Below are 15,171 nucleotides of genomic sequence, written 5' to 3' on the forward strand. Positions count from 1 at the left end.
ACCGGCACCGTCACCGGCACCGGCACCGGCACCGGCACCGACGCTCCACCGCTTCCCCGCGCCGAGGTGCGCGAGACTCACACGTCGATCGTCTTCTTCGTCGGTGACCGTGCCTACAAGCTCAAGAAGCCGCTCGATCTGGAGTTCCTGGACTACACCACCGTGGCGGCCCGGCGGGCCGCATGCGAGCGGGAGGTCGCTCTCAACCGCCGCTTCGCCCCCGACGTCTATCTGGGCGTAGCGGAAGTCCACAGCCCGGACTCGGAGGCACCCGAACCGCTCGTCGTCATGCGCCGCATGCCGGCGGACCGCCGCCTCTCCCTGCTGGTACGGGAAGGAGCCGCCGTTGACGACGTGCTCAGGGCCGTCGCCCGACAGCTCGCCACCCGACACGCGGACGCCACCCGAAACCGAGAGGTGGACCAACACGGCACCCGGGACGCGCTGTTGGCACGCTGGACAGCGAGCTTCGCACAGGTCCGCGAGCTGGCCGTCGACGGCCCCGTGCTCGACGGCGTGGCAGACGTCGAGCGGCTGGTGCGCCGCTATCTCGCCGGCCGCAAGCAGCTGTTCGACACGCGCATCGAGCAGGGCCGAGTGGTGGACGGCCACGGCGATCTGCTCGCCGAGGACATCTTCTGCCTCGACGACGGCCCCCGTCTCCTGGACTGCCTCGAGTTCGACGACAAGCTGCGCTACGTCGACGGCCTCGACGACGCCGCCTTCCTCACCATGGACCTGGAACAGCTCGGAGTCCCGGACGCCGCGGCCTTCTTCCTCGCCCAGTACAGCAAGTACTGCGGTGACCCCGCACCACCGTCCCTGTGGCACCACTACGTCGCCTACCGCGCCTTCGTCCGCGCCAAGGTCTCGCTGATCCAGGCGAGTCAGGGCGCACCCGGTGCGAAGGCAGCGTCACGGCGACTGGTCGCGACGGCGCTGCGTCACCTGCGTTCCTCCGCGGTCGGTCTGACGCTCGTCGGCGGCCTGCCGGGCAGCGGGAAGTCCACGCTCTCGGGCGCGTTGGCCGATCGGTTGGGCGTCACACTGCTCAGCAGCGACCGTCTCCGCAAGGAGCTGGCGGGAGTTCCGGCGGAGGAGTCCGCAGCCGCTGGCTACGGCGAAGGCTTGTACACGCCCGAGTGGACCGCGAAGACCTATGCGGCCCTCCTTGGCCGCGCGTCCACGCTGCTGTCCGCAGGGGAGTCCGTCGTCCTGGACGCGACCTGGTCCACAGCGGGACAGCGCGAAGCCGCCCGGCACATGGCCGAACACACCAGCGCCGATCTGGTGGCCCTGCACTGTGAGGTTCCGGGCGACGTGTCGGCGTCTCGCCTGAGCAGCCGCCCACCCGGCCCGTCCGACGCCGACCTCGATGTGGCCACCGCGATGGCGGCTGCAGAGCCGGCATGGCCCGAAGCCGTCACCATCGACACCAGCGGCACCCTGGAATCCGCGGTAGAGCAGGCGCTGGCGGCCGTACGCCCGTGGGCCACCGGACAGGCCCCCGTCTTCCGCCGCCCCTATGGGGAGCCGGACTGAGGAGAGTCGTCCCGATGCCAGTGGCCCGCCGACGAAGACGCGGTCCTGCTCGCCGACATCCTTCCCACCGCCCGTGAGGTCGGGGTACGCAAACGGACGCGTGGGCCCAGGAGACACCCTCACCGTTGTGGACGCAGGTCCCGTTCGGCCAGGCGTCGGCTCACCCCGAAGAAGCGCAGCCGCAGATTGTCGGGCGACATCTCCTCGTACAGGCGCAGGATCTCGTCCCGGTCGTCCGGCCCTGCCCGCCGTATCCGCACGGTCGACCCGTCGGTGAGCAGTGCGTGCGCCTGCGGCTCGATATCCGTCATGGCACGTGTCTCCTCGTAACCGATGCTGTCACCGACGTCCGGATCGGGCACTACGCGTCCGAGCGCCACCCGGGGCAGCGACGAGGGCCCGACGGTCCGGGGAGGGACACGCTGCATGGCCGTGCGGGGTGTGGCGAGCCAGACTCGATGGCAGAGGCACGACCGCCATCGGCCCCGCCAGGCCGTGAACGCGCCCGGCGGTCGGCGTGCCGAAGCGACCCCGCTGTGACGATGGGAAGGCCTGATGAGCAACACGGGAAAGATCGACGTCACGTTCGACGGCGGTGAGTCGTACCGGATCGGCGTCCGCGGGCACGAGCTGCTCGTCGATCAGCCGACCGAGACGGGAGGGGACGACCGCGGCCCCACCCCGGTCGAGCTGTTCGTCGCCTCGCTCGCGTCGTGCATCGCCTACTACGCCGGCCGCTATCTCGAGCGGCACGACCTCCCCCGGGACGGTCTGCAGGTCACGGCGGAGTTCGCCATGGCGGACGACCGTCCGGCTCGGGTCAGCGGGGTGCGGATACGGGTGGTCGCCCCCGGCTCCTTGACCGACACCCGACGGGAGGCGCTGCGGGCAGTGGTGCACCACTGCACTGTCCACAACTCACTCTCGCGGCCGCCCGAGGTGTCGATTGACGTGGTCCCGGCTTGATCGTCCACGGTCGGCGATCAGCCCTAGGGCATGTTCCGGGGCCGGCCTCGCCTTCGCGGCCGGCCGGGTCGACGAGCGGCGCTTGCGCCGTGTGACGCCGCGTACGTCGCGCTCGCGCATCACGCGGGCGATGCGCTTGCGGTTCACCCGCCGCCGCAGGAGTCGCAGTTCAGCGTGACTGCGCGGGACACCGTAGGTGTGGCGGGAGGCGGTGTGCAGCACCGTGATCTCGTGCCCGAGCGCGTCGTCGTCGGCCTCCCGGGCGGCGGGCGGCCTCGCCGTCACACCACGCGGAGCGAGGACGAGCGGGCAACCTTCAGGCCCCGGCACAGCAGAACGACCGGGCAGTTCGCCTTCTCCGCGTGGATGAACCGGTACAGCTCGCTCACCGGTCGTGCCCCTTCCTCTGGAACCTCGGGTCCCCGTCAGGTGTCCACGATCAAGCACGATCAAGGGGAAGTTTCGAGACCGTGGTGACCGCGCGGGCCGGACACGAGTCGGCGTGATGGCGCCCGTACCACCCTGTCGCGGTCCACCTGGCCGCCCCGGCCGGCCTCCGGCACGGACGCGGCGTCCGCCCGGTAGCCGACTGGACGTCATGATGCGACGTCCACCAGTACCTTGCCGACCGCGCCGCTCTCCACCGCTCGGTGCGCGTCGGCGGTACGGTCGAGGGGAAAGCGGATCAGCGGCAGGCCGTGCTCCTCGCCGACCGGCAGTGCACCGCCGCGGACGGCGGCGGCGACGTCCTCGACGGCCGCGGCGCGTGCCTCTGGACCGGCCGTGAACAGCACGAGGAACTGAAAGCGCGTGTTGAGCACCATGTTCTGCAGCACGTCCAGTTCGACCGGCTTGCCACCGTCGTTGGCGTAGGTCGCGATCGTGCCGCGCGTCCGCAGCACGTCCAGGTCCAGTGCGAGGTTGGCACCGAGCGCCACCTCGGCGACGATGTCGACGCCGTCCGGGACGATCTTGCGAATCTCGGCGCCCGGGTCGCCCTCGCGATAGTTGATCACGTGGTGGGCCCCGGCGGCGGTGGCCAGCCGCGCCTTCTCCGGGCCGCTGACCGTGCTGATCACGGTGGCACCGGCCCATCGGGCGAGCTGGATCACTGCGTGCCCTACCGCCCCGGCCCCGCCTGCGGCGAGCACCACCCTGCCGTCAAGCGCCCCGGGCTGCAGGCGGCGCGGCCCGCCCTCGGCGACGGTGAGTGCTCGGTGAGCCGTGAGCGCGGGGACGCCGAGTGAGGCGCCGGCGTCGAACCCGGTCTGGTCGGGCAGCGGCACGGCCAGATCGGCGGGCACGACGGTGAACTCGGCTGCGGTGCCGGTAGGCCGCCCGGCGGCGGCCATGAACAGCCAGACCCGCTGACCGACCCTGCCCTGATCGATCCCCTCACCGACGGCGTCGATCGTGCCGGCGCCGTCGAGGTGCGGGGTGACCTCGGAGAAGTGCTTGGGGTGGCCGACACCGGAGCGGGCCTGCCAGTCGGTCGGGTTGACCCCGGACACGGCGACCCGGACGCGAACCTCGCCGGGGCCGGGGGCGGGCAGGTCACGGTCGACGAGCTGAAGAACGTCGGGGGCGCCGTTGTCGCGGTAAATGATGGCCTTCATGATCCGTCCTCGGGGGTCCTTGCAGGTGTGGTCGCGGCCCGGTCGTGCGGGTTCCGGTCAGCCGATGGGGATCTCGTTGGAGCGGGACTCGATGGCATCGAGGGTGGCGAGGGTCGCGGCGTCGAAGGTGATCTCGCCGACCGCCATGTTGGCCTCCAGGTGGGCGGAGTCTGCGGTGCCAGGGATGAGCAGCACGTTCGGGGCACGGTGCAGCAGCCAGGCGAGGCCGACCTGGGAGGGCGTGACGCCCAGGGACACGGCCACGGCGTGCACGGCCGGCTCGTCGACCGCTTTGGGCAGGCCCGGGAAGGCACCGCCGAGCGGGAAGAACGGCACCCAGGCGATGCCCTCGGCCTCGCACAGCTGCAGCATGTCCTCGTCGTCGCGGGAGACGAGACTGTACGCGTTCTGCACGCAGACGATGTCGGCCGGCAGGGCGCGGCGCAGGCCGTCGAGGGTGACGCTGCTCAGGCCGATCGCGCCGATCTTGCCCTCGTCGCGCAGGGCGGTCATCACCGCGAGCTGGTCGTCGAGGTCGACGACCTGGTCGCCGTCGGCACGCAGCCCGGGGCCGGTGTCCAGGCGGCGGAGGTTGACGACCGCGAGCCGGTCGACGCGCAGGCTGCGCAGGTTGTCCTCGACGCTGGCGCGCAGTTGCTCGGGCCGCTGTGCCAGGCGCAGCGGCAGGCGCCCGCCGGGGTCGGGGTCAGCACCGACTTTCGTGACGACCAGGACGTCGTCCTCGGGGCGCAGTGCCTCGCGGATCACGTCGTTGGCGAACCCGAAGCCGTAGAACTCGGCGGTGTCCACGTGGTTGACGCCCAGCTCGACCGCGCGGCGCACCAGCGGGACGGCGTCGGCGCGGCGGTCGCGCAGGCGCTCGAGCTGCAAGGCGCCGTAGCCGATCCGGACAACGGTGTTGGCGGCCAACGAAGCGGTCGCGGTGGTCATGACGCTGTCTCCTCGGTCGGTGATCGCAAAGCGGTGTACAGCAGTTCGGCCTGGTAGAGCGCCATGACCCGGTGGGCGATCGGAGTGGCACGATCCCGGGCCTCGGCCGGTTCGTGGTGCTCGACCTTGACCAGCCACGCCATGACGCAGTCGTGCAGCATCGCGCGCATCCGGTCAGTCATGTCGACGACGATGTCGCGGATGGCCGGGTCGGTGGTCGCCTCACCCCAGGTCTGCACGCCGACCCGGGCCTCGGCCGGGTCGATCGCGGCGATCAGGCGGGAGAGCAGGTCGTCGGGGCCGGGCGGGGCGTCGGCCGCCGTGTACTCGCCGAGGACGTCGGCCCGTCTGGCAAGCACCTCGCGGGCGGCGGCCCGGACCAGGTCGGCCTTGTTGCGGTAGTGCGCGTAGATCGAGCCGGCCGAGAGGCCGGACTCGGCGGTGATGTCGGCGATCGAAGTCCGCTCCAGGCCGTTGCGGCCGAAGCAGCGTACGGCGGCCTCGGCGATCTGGGTACGCCGGAGTTCCTTGCGCGCGTCGGTGAGTCGCGGCACCACACCCCCACAAAAAGAATAGGCGTTCGGCTTGTAGATGCCCGACCCTAACAGAACAACCGTTCTTTTTGCGGTGCGGTGGATGACGTACGAACCGGCCCGGTCATGACGGCCCCGACCTGTTCGCGATGGGTTCGTCAGGCGGAAGGCAGCCAGTCGGTGCGCGTGGGCCCCGTCGTCGCCCCTCCGGATCCCGTTCCGCGACGGCGGAGATCCGCTCCACCGGAGTGGTCGAACCGGGAGTCACCGGTGGTGGCTCCGAGCCCGACCGCTGTTCAGCGACATGGCCGGCGGCTACTTGCCCTCGCCGTCGCCCGTCTCGTCGTCACCGTGCGGGTCGCACAGCTGCCGCAGGCCGAGCCCCCGGCGACCGTGACGGTGTACCAGTCGGGCTGCGAGGAGCCCGTCGGTTGCCGGGAAGCCGTCGGCGGCCAGCCGCTTGACGGCCGCCTCGATGCAGAGGCATTGAAGCACCACGGCGTTGAGCACCAGACCGAACGCACCGAGCGGCGCTTCGCCCCCGCCAGAACCAGGCCCTCGATGTCCGGGCGGAAACTGCTCCAGCTCACCGGACGGCGGCTCCGTGGTGAACCGCCCGCAGCGAGCCTCCCGCTCAGGAAAGATGCACTCGACGAGTTCACCACGGCACGCAGGGCCCGCCGACCAGGCACATCAGGGAGGTGCGGAACACCGCGTCTGCCGCTGTCGACGCCTCTCACTGCCTCCCGCCGGCAGGCTCGACAGGGCGGGCCCGAGGCAGCCCCTTCCGATTCCCCGCGTCCCATCAGCGTCCCCACCGCCGACCTCACCCGCCGGTCGGACCCTCCGCGCCAGCCCGGGAGAGCGCCCGCACAAGGCATAACCGCAGGTCAACGAAGCACCCAACGGGGTCTCACCGCGTCGCCGTTGAACTCACGAGCAGCGGATTCAGTCCGTTCAGGCGAAGTTCTGAATCCGCACGCCCGCTGAGACGTTTCTGCACATCAGGGACCTGCATGGTGGGGCGGGTGGGACTCGAACCCATAAGAGTGACGCCTCTCACCTGCGACGATGCCAAAATTACGGACATAGTCACCCGTTTCCATCCGGCTGGATCCTCCTCGGTCCCTCTCGGATGGCGATCGGTTAGGCGTTCGCCACACCACCCGTTCTCCGTCGCGTACGCGCCCTGCTTCCGAGGCGCACGGCGAGACTGCCACCTCGCAGCGCTATCGGATCGCCTCCGTAAAGCGTTCGCCAAGGTGTCCCTCTTGGCCGTAAGAAGTGACGCTCCGTAGTGAGGTGCGCCTTTGTCGGCGTCCGGCGGCCGGTCCAACCGAGGGCGACTCGTGGACGAATGCGACGATTCCGACGGACTCCCTCGAAGCTCATCCGAACCACAGCGGGTTGTGGTGACCGTTTCCTCGATGGAGCTTCGATGCATCCACAGGATGCCGAAGACCCTTTGCTTGGCGAATCGTTTGATCACGCCGGTATCGTGGCGCACCAGACGGCTATCTATGAGTACACGGGGTGTGGATCATGTCGTTCGAAGAGGAGTGGGGCGAGCTGAAGGCGGCCGCCGCGATGAGGCTGAACTCGGCCGGCGACAGTGGCGGTTCAGGGGCGGCGAAGGGCTCGGCCGACTACGTGGTCTCGGACGACGAGTTGGGGGACATCGGCCACGCAGCGTTCGGCCTGTTCAACGGCCTCGAGTCGACCGGTAAGCACGCGAAGGTGGCAAGTGAGACCGCTGGTACGAGCCTCAAGGGCGACGGGTTCGATACCGGCGCAGCGTTCACGGAAGTGATCGGGACATGGGAGACGCAGGTGAAGACCCTCCTTCAGGCGTGCGCCCATATCTCCAACCACCTCGACTACACGAAGGCCTCGAAGAAGGCCGACGACGAGTGGATCGAGACACAGCTGCGCATCGTCGGTCCCGTCGCCCCAGAAGCGGACGGGGCCGTTCCCGCCTCGCAGATCAGCAAGTACTTCCAGTAAGAAGCCGGCCATGCCCACCTTCGAACAGCTCCTCACTGCCAGACTCGGCCCGCTCGACACGGCGGTGACCCAGTGGACCGAGATGATCGGCAAGCTGACCTCACCGCTCCAGACCGACGCATCGGCCATGAAGACCAAGGCCGACAAGTCCAGCTGGAAGGGCGAGAACGCCACCGTCACCAAAGAGTTCGTCACCAAGACCGCCAAGGAATTCGGTGACGCCATCACCGAGGCCGAGTCCGTACGCGACCTCCTCAAGGACGCCCACACCCTCTTCAAGACAGCCCAGGACGACCTCAGGCACACATACGAGAATCCCCCTCCGGGTATCATCATCTACCCCGACGGCGTCCTCAGCCATCGAATACACCCTGACCGCCGGGCCAAGGACAGCACCGAACCCCTGGCCACCGAGGCACAGTTCGAACAGCTGCGCGGCAAGATCAACGGCATCCTGAAACGCGCCAACGAAGCCGACGAGCTCTGCGCCTGGGGCCTACGCACCCTGATCAAGCACCACCCCAACGACTTCGGAAGCACCGACCTCAGCGGTGTCGCCGACGCCAAGAGGATGCGCGCCGAGGAGCAGCAGCAGGCGGAGAACGGCCGCGAGGCCGCCAAGCTCTACGCCCGCTGGGAACACCTCGACGACGACGAGCGCGAGCGGCTCCTCACACTCGCCGAGGAAGGCAAGGACTCACCGGCCTTCGCCGAGCAGCTGATGACGAAACTCAGCTACCAGGGCCGCGAGCAGCAAGACGCCGTTCTGCTGCTCGCCAGCAGCCTGGAGTCGGGCGGCCGCGACGGCCAGCTCTCCAGCACCGACGCCCGCCTCTACAAAGCATTGTCCGGCTCCCTTGCCACCGCCACCGGACCCGACTCCTCGATCGGCTCCCCCGGTGGTGTCACCTCGGCCTGGACCGACAAGCTCATCACCACAGCCCGAGACGGCAACGGCCTGCCCACGCGCCACCCCGGCGCCATCGGGGGCGGCGCCGCGACCCTGAAGGACCTCACGGACCTGATGGCCGCCGACGTCGGCGACAAGGCGTACGACCCGAACGACAAGAACGCCTCCCCGTACGACAAGGACAAGGGCGACCCGGTCTACAGCGAGGCCTTCCTCACCGAGGTCGGCGACACCATCCGTGAGTGGGAGACGGACAACGACGACGCCTACGACGGCGTCATGAAGAACTGGCAGGGCACACAGGAAGACCCGATGAAGGGTCTGATGAACGCGATGAGCCGCAACCCCTCCGCGGCCACCGGCTACTTCGACCCGAACACCACGGACAACCTCAAGTACTTCCTCGAGGACCGTGACTGGCCGGGCGGCGCTGTCGAGGACGAGATGCCCGACGAGCTGAAGCAGACCTCGGCCCGCACCGAGTTCGGCGCCGCTCTGGAGGCTGCCGCCACCGGCCGCGAGCCGGGCAGCCCGCTGCACGCCGTCCCCACCCACCACGACGGCGCGGAGACCGCGGTCTTCGAGCGGATCCTCAAGGAATACAGCGGCGAGGACGCGCCGAAGAACCAGAGCTCCGTGCCCCTGCCCATGCGCACGAGCATGGGCAACATGATCGGTGACTACGCCTCGGACGTGCACCAGATCCTCGGCAAGAACATGGACGGGCCGACCGACTTCAACAACCTCACGATCGAGCGGGGCGACCTCACCCGTCTCATGCGCGGCGTCGCCGAGGACCCCAAGGCGTTCGGTGTCATGCACCACTCGCAGAGTGTGGTGATCGCCGAGGGACTGAACGGCTTCCCGCCGGACTCGTACCGCAAGGAGGATCCCGAGATGCGCGCCTGGGTCAAGCAGTCGGCGTCGGTGCTCGGCCACCTCGACGGCGTGCGCGGCGACGTCATCTACGACCTCGGCCAGGCAGAGAAGGACACCAACGCCTGGAACCAGAGGATGAACTACCACGCCATCGGCGCACCCCTGACGGCCATCCCCATCGTAGGCGACGCGCTCCAGCGCACGGTCGACGCCGGCACGGCCGGGTACATGAACGAGCTCAACGCCACGGTCGACGAGGAAACTCGTAAGAACATGGTCAACCACTTCGAGAACGGCGAGAACCAGATGAACGCCATGATGCGGAAGATGGCGACCGAGAAGGGCCTCACGAAGGAGGAGCTGGACGCGAGCCCGGGCGAGTACGAGGACGGTCTCCAGACGACTGCCGAGAACTGGTACCAGCAGGGCATCGAGGACGCCCAGAAGAAGATGGGACAGCCGTAGACATGGACAGGAAGTGGCTGCCGCTGACCATCGTGCTCGGCGCCGCCGGGGTGGTCGTCGTGACGGCGAGCTTCTGGCCTGACGGGGAGAAGCCGCCGCTGCCGCAGACGCTGTGTCATGGGGCGCTCAGCCGGCAGACGGCGGAACTGATCGACGACGGCAAAGGGGGCGAGGTCAGCGCGGAGGAGTGGGAGAGAAAGGGCAAGAGCACCGATCACGCGGTGTTCAAGGGGTGCCAGGTGCTGCGCGCCAACGCGGACAGCGACCACCCCCGAGGGGTCTACACCCTGATCATCGAAGACAACCGGAACGACCCTCACTACAAGCCCAAGAACTCTGTCCCACTCGGCCCCGGCGTCACCGGCTGGGCGCTTCCCGACAAGGCCGAGGCCAACCTGCCCGCCGACTGTGCCGCCCGCATGGGCTCGACGGCGCCGAACATCACGGTGGCGCTCATTGCGCCCTCGAAAAAGGGGGAAGAAGAGGAGAAGGACCTCGTCGACCGGGACGACCCCGCGATCCGCAACAATGCGGCCGTGGTGCGGGAGGCCGCCACCAAGCTCGCCAAGAAGTACGGCTGCGCCGCCTGACCGTGGCCCGACCGGTCCGCCCGCCTGCCGCCGCACCTCGCCGCCGCGGCAGGTAGGCCAGGCTCGCGGACGACACATACCGTTGACCCGATCGTCGGCGCCTGTACTGCCCCTCACGCCACCCGGAAGGCAGCGCCACCTGAAGGCCGGCGGCGACAACGGCACCGGCCCTGCCCCAGAGGGGGTGGACGGCAGTTCGAGCACGTGTCTCTTTATCGGAGCCACTGCTCCACCTCACCCAGGAGTCCTGGTCGAGGCTGGGGGGGTGTGCCCGGTAGGTGGGTGTGCCGTGGGCGCGGAAGCGGATACCAGGCAGAATCCGATTGTGACGCCGGCTCCAAGCACGGGCGATCGGCGCGGCGCCCGGAGCGCGTCCCTCCACTCTCCGCCGCAGCCGAAGCGGGCGGGCCCCGGCGCCAGCGTCTGTGATCAGATCCTTTCCACCCGGATGCGATGGCCCGCCAGGAACTTGCCCATGTCGTCGGCATCCGAGGTGAAGACGGTGACCTCGAAGCCGCGCTTCGCAGTCTTGACGGCTACGGCAGCCAGGACTGCGTCGATGGCGTCGTACTTGTGCCCATGCAGCCCAGCGGTCTTCAGCATGCCGCGGGCCAGGGAGATCACCTGATCATCAGTGTGCTCCACATCGATTCGGGACAACGCCCAGTCCCACAGCCCTTGGCGCGCACCCAGCTGAGGGTTCCACGCCTCCAGCGTGGTGAGCGCGCTGGTGACGACAGCGATGTCCAGGCGTGGAGCCGCCTTCACCAAGGCCGTCATCTGACGGTCGCCCTGGACCGTCTTCGACAGCGCTTGGGAGTCGAGGACGAAGGCGCGCCGACGCGCAGAGGGAACACCGGCGCGCTTCGAACGGCTCACGCTGCGGCGCCGGGTGAGCGGTGCTCGTCATGCCAGTCGTTGATGGCCGCGATGCGCTCCAGTGCCGCTCGCTCCTCCTCGGCCGATACAGGACCGAACTCTGTCTCCAGGCGGTCCGTCAACTCCCGGAGCCGGTCCATGGCATCCTGATGCGCCGCGGCTGCCGCGATGTAGGCAGACACCCCCCGGGCATCAACCCGCCCCTTGATCGATTCGACCAGCTCATCCGGCACCGTGATCGTAATCTTCCGAGTCGCCATACTCGGAGTATGCCACGCGGCCCCAGCTATACGCGTGGCGTAACACCAGCCGCGCACGACCCCTTCCTCCCGCCGAAACGGGGGCGCCCCATCGCCTTCCACGGCGGCCGTGGGACCACTGTTAACCCTCCCACGACCGCGAGACCAGAAAAGCCCAGGTCGCAGCCGTTCAAGGACCGCCCTGGATACGCGAACACTCACGTTCGCCACACCGCCGTGAGGCGACCGCCACACGCGAAAAGCCCCCGAAAAGCGCGTTTCCCCAGGTCAGAACGATTCTGCCGGGGGATGCTCGGTGGGGCGGGTGGGACTCGAACCCACGGCCGACGGATTATGAGTCCTTTGAGGATCTTGGCGGTCCTTGCGTCTTTACGCCGATCCATGGCGTTCTTGCAGGTTAGACACGCTGTTCAGCAACGGGATCAGCTGATCTTCGTCGGTCTGTTCCTGTCCTTGTGTCCTCAACGCGTCCTCACACGGCCATATAAGGGAGGTCTTCTTCCCCGTGGGGGGCCTGCGGCCGGCGGTCCGCGCCCATGCGACGAGCCGGTTCTCGCGAGCCGACCGGAGCCGAATGCGGGCGGCAGATTCCGGGAGCCGCACAGGTGGGAACCGTGCGCAGCGGGCAGAGCGCAGGGGCGGGCCCGATCAGTTGGCCGACGTGTTCCGGGTCATCTCGGCTGCCTCGGTGATGGCGCGTTGTCTGAGATCGCCGAACAGCTGCATCGTGACGGCGGCCAGGACGTCGTCGCCGCCAACAGTCCGCCCGTCCCCGCGGCGGGTGGACAGGGCGCGGAGGGGGTCCTTGAGCAGCGGGGCCGGGGCCGGCTCGCCCGGCACCCCCAGACTGACCGTCCCGAACCGCTTGACCCCACCCTCGCGGACGACCTTGGCCGCGTCCCCGGCCAGGGCCGTCAGGAACACGCTCGCGATTCCGTCCAGGTCGCGGACCATCGCCGGGACCGCCCTCACCCCCCGGCTCCCCAGCAGCCTTCTCACCCCGGCCTCGAACCGGTGGGCGCCGGCCACACCACTCGGTGTACGCGCCCCGCGGCGCTCACGAAGAGACACGAGCGCACCATCGGCATTGCGCACCTCGCCCATCAGGCCGTGGAAGGTCGGGCTGTGCAGGTACCACGCCGATCCCACCTCCACCTCGACGTTCCGGTCGATCGCCGAGATGAGGTCCTTGGGAATCAGCCTCGTCCTGGCCTCCTCGGCCGCCGCGCTCCTCGCGCCGTCGATGATCTCCGTCAGCACGGTCCGCGTCACCGACGCGGCGGCCCACGCGGCCGGCCGGGAGACGTGCAACGAGGTCACGCCCCTGAACACCGCTTTGACGAGCTGAGGCTTGAACGGCAGGTCGGTCACGACGGAAGCGGTCTGCGGACCTCTCCGCTCAGTGCGTAGGAGTTGCGTGGTCATCGAAGAATGCGCTTTCTGCTGTCGGAGGTGTCAGTGGCCCATGCCGCACCGGGCGGCGAGACCACAGAGCTCTGCGGAGGGCGCCGAGCCGGCACAGGGCCTGTCGGGCGGGGCCGTCGGCATACGGAGGTGCAGGCGGCCCCGCCCGGATTCTCGGCGTTCCGGCGACCGGGCTGCGGCGGGGGGGTGCCACCCGGGCGACGCGCTGTGGTGCGGCGCCGTGCCGGTCAGGCGACCTGGTGCCTGCCGACTTCCAGGAAGTGGCGCAGTGCTTCGGGTGTGTTGTCGTCGAGGGCGGCGTTGGCTGCCGCGCGCAGGGCCGGGCTGATGGACGGGTCGGCGAGGATGCGGGCGATGGCGACGCGGTCGTCCTCGGCCTGGGCGATCCGGTAGCCGGTCTCCAGCCAGGCGCGCATCGCCTCGGGGTCGTTGGCGTCCAGGAGGGCGTTGGCTTCTCGCGTCACACGCCGGCCGCTGTCCGGGTCGGCGAGGATCCGGGCTATGGCCACCCTCAGGTGGTCGGCGTCCGGCTCGTCCGCGGACGAGGACACCGCGGGCACCGTCACCGCGGTCGGTGCCGCCGTGGCGGCGAAGGACGGGGTGGCGAGCAGGAGAGCCGGGGCGAGGATGCCCGCGGCAATGCCGGGCGCTACGCGATGCAGTCGCAAGGGGAACGCTCCTCTTCGTTTGCTTCGGAGGTGAGTTGAGGACGCCTCATGGCGTTCACTTCGGTGATGCTGCCACCCGGGTCTGACAGTGGCCCTTGCCCCCTTGCGGTTGCAGGGCACCGTCGCCGCGGACGTGGTCGGTGTTTCATGGCGGCGCGACTTCGAGGAGGGCGGCCTTGAGCGCGGCTCATGGCTGTCGGGGCATGATCGGGGCGAGACGATGCCTGGGGGCGGTCGCGGTGTGGTCCGAGCGTCGTCCTGATTGTCCGCGCTCGGGGTCGGGCCCGGCACCGAGCAGTCCTGGGTGCCGCTGCTCATGTTCGTCCGCTGGGCGATCGTGTTCGCCGCGATCTGGTCCCGCTCTATACAAAAGATCTTGTATCTTGGTATACTCTGGTTGATATACACAGGAGGGCACCCATGAGTCGCACTGTGATCGACCTCGATGACGAGGCCTTGGAAGAAGCGGCCAAGGAACTCGGCACCACCACCAAGCGCGAGACCATCAACACCGCGCTGCGGGAAGTCACGGCCCGTTACAGGCGTCTGCGCGCGCTCGACGAAGCCCGCGAGCTGGTGACCGACGGCGCGCTGGACATGGACCTTCTCCTGGACAAGAGCAAGTACCGGCCCACGAGCACAGCCGACGCCGCCTCCGACACCGGAGCGCATGAGTGACCGTCGCCGATTACCTCATCGACACCTCCGCGCTCGCCCGCGTCCTGCTTCGCCAGAACACGGCCGACTGGGATGACAGAATCGGCGCCGGCCTCGTCGCGATCTGCGACATCACCGAACTCGAGGTCCTTTACTCAGCCCGTTCGGCCGCAGACCGTACGCGCGTGAAGGCGGCGCTCGGCGCCCACTACGCCTGGTGCCCCATGCCGGACGGCGTCTACCGCCGCTCCCGCGTCGTCCAGGAACAGCTGACCGCCAAGGGTGAGCACCGCAGCGCGGGCCCCGTCGACCTCCTGGTGGCTGCCACCGCCGAGGAAACGGGGCTCACACTGCTCCACTGCGACCGCGACTTCGACACCATCGCCCGCACCACGGGACAGCCGGTCCGCACGATCGACCTCAGGCAGTAGAGCCTCCACAGCCGCACAGTCGGCGATGAGGAACGGGGGTGGCCCGTGGCAACGGCCTGTCGAGGACTCAGCCGAAGCCCGAGCGCCCGAGCCACGGGAATGATCGGCCAACCAGGGAACTCACCCGCGGCCCGTACCGTTCGTCAACCTTGCTCGTGGCCGCTTGCTCTCGGTCCCGGGTAGCCGAGGACGGGCACTTCGGATGGGTGCCAGGCAGCCATGACACTGGGCCCGCACCGGCACGCTGCCTTGAGATGACCTCGAAGGCAGACTCCGCGGTACCTGCGTCCTCACAGCGTCCTCAATTGAAGCCTCCGGCTCCTCGCTGAGGCCGCTCTTGGGCTCCCCCCACCACGCTCCGGCGCATTCACCCAGGTCAGCGCAATGCCGGCCGC

17 protein-coding genes are annotated in these 15,171 nt (G+C 69.1%); 7 read left to right on the forward strand and 10 right to left on the reverse strand.

Features of this window, described 5'->3' with window-relative positions; all coding sequences use genetic code 11:
• Positions 1–66 precede the first annotated feature (66 nt).
• The gene (locus ACFXOM_RS18700; protein ID WP_384946261.1) at positions 67–1,542 is read left to right on the forward strand and encodes an AAA family ATPase; all 1,476 of its coding nucleotides are present in this window, start codon (positions 67–69) and stop codon (positions 1,540–1,542) included.
• A gap of 119 nt (positions 1,543–1,661) precedes the next feature.
• On the opposite strand, the gene ACFXOM_RS18705 is transcribed toward ACFXOM_RS18700, so the two are convergent.
• Positions 1,662–1,853, reverse strand: a complete 192-nt coding sequence (locus ACFXOM_RS18705) for a hypothetical protein (RefSeq protein ID WP_384946168.1) — start codon at positions 1,851–1,853, stop codon at positions 1,662–1,664.
• 244 nt (positions 1,854–2,097) lie between these two features.
• Here ACFXOM_RS18705 and ACFXOM_RS18710 point away from each other — a divergent pair, with 244 nt between their 5' ends.
• Positions 2,098–2,508 carry an OsmC family protein gene (locus ACFXOM_RS18710; RefSeq protein WP_385038497.1) on the forward strand — a complete coding sequence of 137 codons (411 nt, stop codon included), beginning with the start codon at positions 2,098–2,100 and terminating at the stop codon, positions 2,506–2,508.
• Here the strand turns inward: ACFXOM_RS18710 and ACFXOM_RS18715 are convergent.
• The 5 genes from ACFXOM_RS18715 to ACFXOM_RS18735 form a co-directional block, all read right to left on the reverse strand.
• Entirely contained in the window at positions 2,461–2,838 is a 378-nt protein-coding gene (locus ACFXOM_RS18715) for an IS3 family transposase (protein WP_385038500.1), read from the reverse strand. The genes ACFXOM_RS18710 and ACFXOM_RS18715 overlap by 48 nt on opposite strands.
• Positions 2,839–3,104: 266 nt before the next feature.
• Entirely contained in the window at positions 3,105–4,124 is a 1,020-nt protein-coding gene (locus ACFXOM_RS18720; RefSeq protein ID WP_385038502.1) for an NADPH:quinone reductase, read from the reverse strand.
• 57 nt (positions 4,125–4,181) lie between these two features.
• Positions 4,182–5,075 (reverse strand): aldo/keto reductase, encoded by an 894-nt coding sequence (locus ACFXOM_RS18725; RefSeq protein WP_385038505.1) that lies wholly within the window; start codon positions 5,073–5,075, stop codon positions 4,182–4,184.
• Positions 5,072–5,632, reverse strand: coding sequence for a TetR/AcrR family transcriptional regulator (locus ACFXOM_RS18730; RefSeq protein ID WP_384932294.1), 561 nt, complete (start codon positions 5,630–5,632; stop codon positions 5,072–5,074). Before ACFXOM_RS18730 ends, ACFXOM_RS18725 begins: the two co-directional genes overlap by 4 nt.
• A gap of 291 nt (positions 5,633–5,923) precedes the next feature.
• Positions 5,924–6,118, reverse strand: a complete 195-nt coding sequence (locus ACFXOM_RS18735) for a hypothetical protein (protein ID WP_385038508.1) — start codon at positions 6,116–6,118, stop codon at positions 5,924–5,926.
• A 1,032-nt stretch (positions 6,119–7,150) separates the two neighbouring features.
• On the opposite strand from ACFXOM_RS18735, the gene ACFXOM_RS18740 reads away from it, so the two are divergent.
• The 3 genes from ACFXOM_RS18740 to ACFXOM_RS18750 are packed head-to-tail and all read left to right on the forward strand — an operon-like array spanning position 7,151 to position 10,456.
• Complete coding sequence (locus ACFXOM_RS18740; protein ID WP_384932300.1) at positions 7,151–7,612, forward strand: hypothetical protein; 462 nt, start codon at positions 7,151–7,153, stop codon at positions 7,610–7,612.
• Between the two features lie 10 nt (positions 7,613–7,622).
• Positions 7,623–9,866 (forward strand): DUF6571 family protein, encoded by a 2,244-nt coding sequence (locus ACFXOM_RS18745; protein WP_384932303.1) that lies wholly within the window; start codon positions 7,623–7,625, stop codon positions 9,864–9,866.
• A 2-nt stretch (positions 9,867–9,868) separates the two neighbouring features.
• A complete protein-coding gene (locus ACFXOM_RS18750) occupies positions 9,869–10,456 on the forward strand; it encodes a hypothetical protein (protein ID WP_385038511.1) in 588 nt (195 codons plus the stop codon).
• 429 nt (positions 10,457–10,885) lie between these two features.
• Here ACFXOM_RS18750 and ACFXOM_RS18755 read toward each other — a convergent pair whose 3' ends face one another.
• From ACFXOM_RS18755 to ACFXOM_RS18770, 4 genes are all read right to left on the reverse strand, one after another.
• Positions 10,886–11,335 carry a hypothetical protein gene (locus ACFXOM_RS18755; protein ID WP_384932308.1) on the reverse strand — a complete coding sequence of 150 codons (450 nt, stop codon included), beginning with the start codon at positions 11,333–11,335 and terminating at the stop codon, positions 10,886–10,888.
• Positions 11,332–11,595 (reverse strand): hypothetical protein, encoded by a 264-nt coding sequence (locus tag ACFXOM_RS18760; RefSeq protein WP_385038514.1) that lies wholly within the window; start codon positions 11,593–11,595, stop codon positions 11,332–11,334. Before ACFXOM_RS18760 ends, ACFXOM_RS18755 begins: the two co-directional genes overlap by 4 nt.
• Before the next feature lie 648 nt (positions 11,596–12,243).
• Positions 12,244–13,020 (reverse strand): hypothetical protein, encoded by a 777-nt coding sequence (locus ACFXOM_RS18765; RefSeq protein WP_384932313.1) that lies wholly within the window; start codon positions 13,018–13,020, stop codon positions 12,244–12,246.
• Positions 13,021–13,247: 227 nt separating this feature from the next.
• Positions 13,248–13,688, reverse strand: a complete 441-nt coding sequence (locus ACFXOM_RS18770) for an ALF repeat-containing protein (protein WP_384932316.1) — start codon at positions 13,686–13,688, stop codon at positions 13,248–13,250.
• A 420-nt stretch (positions 13,689–14,108) separates the two neighbouring features.
• Here ACFXOM_RS18770 and ACFXOM_RS18775 point away from each other — a divergent pair, with 420 nt between their 5' ends.
• Positions 14,109–14,366, forward strand: a complete 258-nt coding sequence (locus ACFXOM_RS18775; protein ID WP_356252029.1) for a type II toxin-antitoxin system VapB family antitoxin — start codon at positions 14,109–14,111, stop codon at positions 14,364–14,366.
• Positions 14,363–14,776, forward strand: a complete 414-nt coding sequence (locus ACFXOM_RS18780) for a PIN domain nuclease (protein WP_384932319.1) — start codon at positions 14,363–14,365, stop codon at positions 14,774–14,776. The genes ACFXOM_RS18775 and ACFXOM_RS18780 overlap by 4 nt, the downstream gene beginning before the upstream one ends.
• Positions 14,777–15,171 lie beyond the last annotated feature (395 nt).

Source organism: Streptomyces sp. NPDC059169, assembly GCF_042755225.1.
In the GTDB taxonomy this organism is placed as follows: Bacteria; Actinomycetota; Actinomycetes; order Streptomycetales; family Streptomycetaceae; genus Streptomyces.

Bases quoted from the DNA above. Each gene is read 5' to 3' on its own strand.
- ACFXOM_RS18750 (WP_385038511.1), top strand. From the start codon at position 9,869: ATGGACAGGAAGTGGCTGCCGCTGACCATCGTGCTCGGCGCCGCCGGG.
- ACFXOM_RS18740 (WP_384932300.1), top strand. From the start codon at position 7,151: ATGTCGTTCGAAGAGGAGTGGGGCGAGCTGAAGGCGGCCGCCGCGATG.
- ACFXOM_RS18720 (WP_385038502.1), bottom strand. From the start codon at position 4,124: ATGAAGGCCATCATTTACCGCGACAACGGCGCCCCCGACGTTCTTCAG.
- ACFXOM_RS18705 (WP_384946168.1), bottom strand. From the start codon at position 1,853: ATGACGGATATCGAGCCGCAGGCGCACGCACTGCTCACCGACGGGTCG.
- ACFXOM_RS18725 (WP_385038505.1), bottom strand. From the start codon at position 5,075: ATGACCACCGCGACCGCTTCGTTGGCCGCCAACACCGTTGTCCGGATC.
- ACFXOM_RS18765 (WP_384932313.1), bottom strand. From the start codon at position 13,020: ATGACCACGCAACTCCTACGCACTGAGCGGAGAGGTCCGCAGACCGCT.
- ACFXOM_RS18710 (WP_385038497.1), top strand. From the start codon at position 2,098: ATGAGCAACACGGGAAAGATCGACGTCACGTTCGACGGCGGTGAGTCG.
- ACFXOM_RS18775 (WP_356252029.1), top strand. From the start codon at position 14,109: ATGAGTCGCACTGTGATCGACCTCGATGACGAGGCCTTGGAAGAAGCG.
- ACFXOM_RS18760 (WP_385038514.1), bottom strand. From the start codon at position 11,595: ATGGCGACTCGGAAGATTACGATCACGGTGCCGGATGAGCTGGTCGAA.
- ACFXOM_RS18745 (WP_384932303.1), top strand. From the start codon at position 7,623: ATGCCCACCTTCGAACAGCTCCTCACTGCCAGACTCGGCCCGCTCGAC.